Source organism: Methanobrevibacter cuticularis (assembly GCF_001639285.1).
Lineage (GTDB): Archaea > Methanobacteriota > Methanobacteria > Methanobacteriales > Methanobacteriaceae > Methanobaculum > Methanobaculum cuticulare.
The window spans coordinates 1-2988 of record NZ_LWMW01000001.1; the positions used below are offsets into that span (position 1 = coordinate 1).

The window sequence follows — 2988 nt, forward strand, 5'->3', positions numbered from 1 at the left end:
TTTAACCACATTCACCGAAAGATTTAATACATCATCATTCAATAATATCTTATGTGGTGTGTTGTTTTTTGTTTGCATACATAATAATACACACCACCATAATATTAATACTTTACGAACTACTGATTATAATAATAATTTCAAATAAAATAATTATAGTATGAAATTTAATTTGATTGGTGTTAATATTGATATTAAGGTTTATTAGAATTTTATTCAAGATTTAATTAAATAAAATTCATATTTTAATAACTTAAGAATATACTTTTTTTACATATTATAAGATCCATTATTACTTTATTAACAATAATATCTTTAATTAATGTTTATTTTTAATTTTATAGCTAAAGTATTATTTTAATAAACATTAAAGCTATTTAAAAATTTAAATAATAATAATCAATTAATATTATTTTTAATATAGGAATTTAAGAAACACAACAAAGTTAATTAAGATTATTTCTTTAATATTGTAGTTTAAATTGATATTTCTAATATTATATCCTAAATCAATATTTGATAATCTTTAATAAAACTATAATAATAAATATAGAAAAACTTATTAATTATTTGTAATAAACATAATAATCATTATCATAATTATAATAAATTTATATTGAAATATTTTTTAAATAAATTTTGTCTATAATTCCTATATAAAAAATATATAAAAATGTGTTAAAATGTCTAAATCAAATATAATCATTAAAGATAGTGTTCATGGCAATATATCCTTAAATGAATTTGAAGTTAAAGTAATGGATTTTCCTCAAATTCAACGACTTAGAAGAATAAAACAATTAGGTTTTATATCTTTAATTTATCCTGGAGCTAACCATTCTAGATTTGAACATTCAATTGGAACCATGTACCTAGGATCTAAATTAGCAGAATACCTTGAACTATCTGACTATGAAAAAAGATTGGTTAGGATTTCAGCCATGCTTCATGATGCAGGACATGGTCCATTTTCACATGTTTCTGAAGCTGTTTTGGATGTTAAACATGAAGTTTTAACTTCAAAGGTAATTAAAAATACAACATTGAATGATGTATTAGAAGAAGAATTTGACACCAATGAAATTGTAGACATAATAACTGGAAAAGGTCCTTTTGGACCAATTGTATCAGGAGAACTCGATGTAGATAGGATGGACTATTTACTTAGAGATTCTCACTACACTGGGGTTGCTTATGGAATCATAGATGTGGATAGAATAATAAATAGTTTAAAGCTAAATCAATACTTAATATTAGATATAAAAGGAGTTCAAGCTGCTGAAAGGGCCCTTGTTGCTAGATATCAGATGTATCCAAGTGTTTATCAACATCATACAACTAGAATTGTTAATGCCATGTTTCGAAGATGTTTGAAACGAATGATCAATAACAAAATAGTAAATAGTGAAGACATGTATAAATACGATGATACTGACATAATAGCTATTTGTAGAAATGGAGAAGGTTTTGTTAAAGATATTATGGATAGAATTGATAATAGAAATCTTTTAAAAAGTATTTGTTCTACTAGATTAAATGAATTTGAGAATCCTCAAGATATTTTTAAAATACCTAAGAAAGATCTTATAAAATGTGAAGAGGATATCAGCGAAGCTACAGGTATAGATAAAGATTACATAATTTTGAACATTCCAGAATATCCTAGTTTTGATGAAATGAAAACTCAAGTAGCTCTTGATAATGAATTATATCACTTAAGTGAAATTTCAAGCATTGTTGGAGCACTTAGAACTGCAAGGTTTAATTATCCTGATATTTGTGTTTATGTACCAAAGGAAGAAAAAGAGAAATTTAAAAAATTTAAATTGGAAGATTATCTCGATCTCCCTGAAAAAGCAGAAAATAAATTTGATACCATTCATAGTCATCAATCAAAATTATTTGATTAATAAATTATAATTATTTAAGTTATTATTTGATTAATAAATTATAATTATTTAAGTTATTAATTGATTAATAAATTATAATTATTTAAGTTATTATTTGATTAATAAATTATATTTAAGTTATTAAATAGGGACTGTCAATTTGTTAGTTGATACAATTTTTAAAATTGAATTTTAAGCTTGAATTTACAAATACTTGATTTTTAGAAGAGAAATTTTTCTTACCAACTAACATTTTGACAGTCCCATTAAATATATGAAAATAAAATATATGAAAATAAATAAATAATCATAAAATAAAACTAGAAAAATAAAATCAATCATAAAATAAATTAAACCAAATAAAAAAAATGTGAAGTTAAATCATGATTATTGTAGCTATTACTGGTGCAAGTGGAGTTATTTATAGTTTAAAATTACTTAAAGCACTGCAAAAATTAAAAATAGAAACTGGAGTTATTGTTAGTGATCCTGCTAAAATAATACTAGATTATGAATTAAACAAGAATATTGAAGATGTAAAAAAAATAGCTGATTATTATTATGAATCAAATGATTTAACCGCATCAATAAACAGTGGTTCCTTTAAATTTGATTCATTAGTCATAGTTCCTTGTTCTATGAAAACGTTATCTGCAATAGCTAATGGATATGCTAATAATGCAATTACTCGGGTAGCTGATGTAGCTTTAAAGGAAAAACGAAATACTATTATAGTACCTAGAGAAACACCTCTTAGAACCGTTCATTTAGAAAATATGGTAAAAATCAGCAAAGAAGGAGGTATTATTCTTCCAGCTATGCCTGCATTCTACCATAATCCCAAAAATATAGATGAAATTTGTGATTTTCTTGTTGGTAAAATATTAGATTCACTAAAAATAGATAATAACGAATTTAAACGATGGAAATAGTAAAATAAAGCTATTATTGAAAGTTAAATATTTAATTGATCATTTATCATTATCTAATTATTAAATACTCTTAAATAATCAGAATAATTATTAATTATATATAAAAAGTTTATATATAAATTATAATATATATAAAATATATATCATTAATATAAAAAATTAATTAG

At 22.8% G+C, this 2988-nt stretch carries 2 protein-coding genes; both read left to right on the plus strand.

Annotated elements, in window-relative coordinates:
* Window positions 1-683: 683 nt before the first annotated feature.
* On the plus strand, window positions 684-1910 hold the full coding sequence (locus MBCUT_RS00005) for an HD domain-containing protein (RefSeq protein WP_067257129.1): 1227 nt from the start codon (window positions 684-686) through the stop codon (window positions 1908-1910).
* A gap of 362 nt (window positions 1911-2272) precedes the next feature.
* Window positions 2273-2821: a UbiX family flavin prenyltransferase gene (locus tag MBCUT_RS00010; protein WP_067257132.1), complete on the plus strand. Its 549-nt coding sequence runs from the start codon at window positions 2273-2275 to the stop codon at window positions 2819-2821.
* Window positions 2822-2988 lie beyond the last annotated feature (167 nt).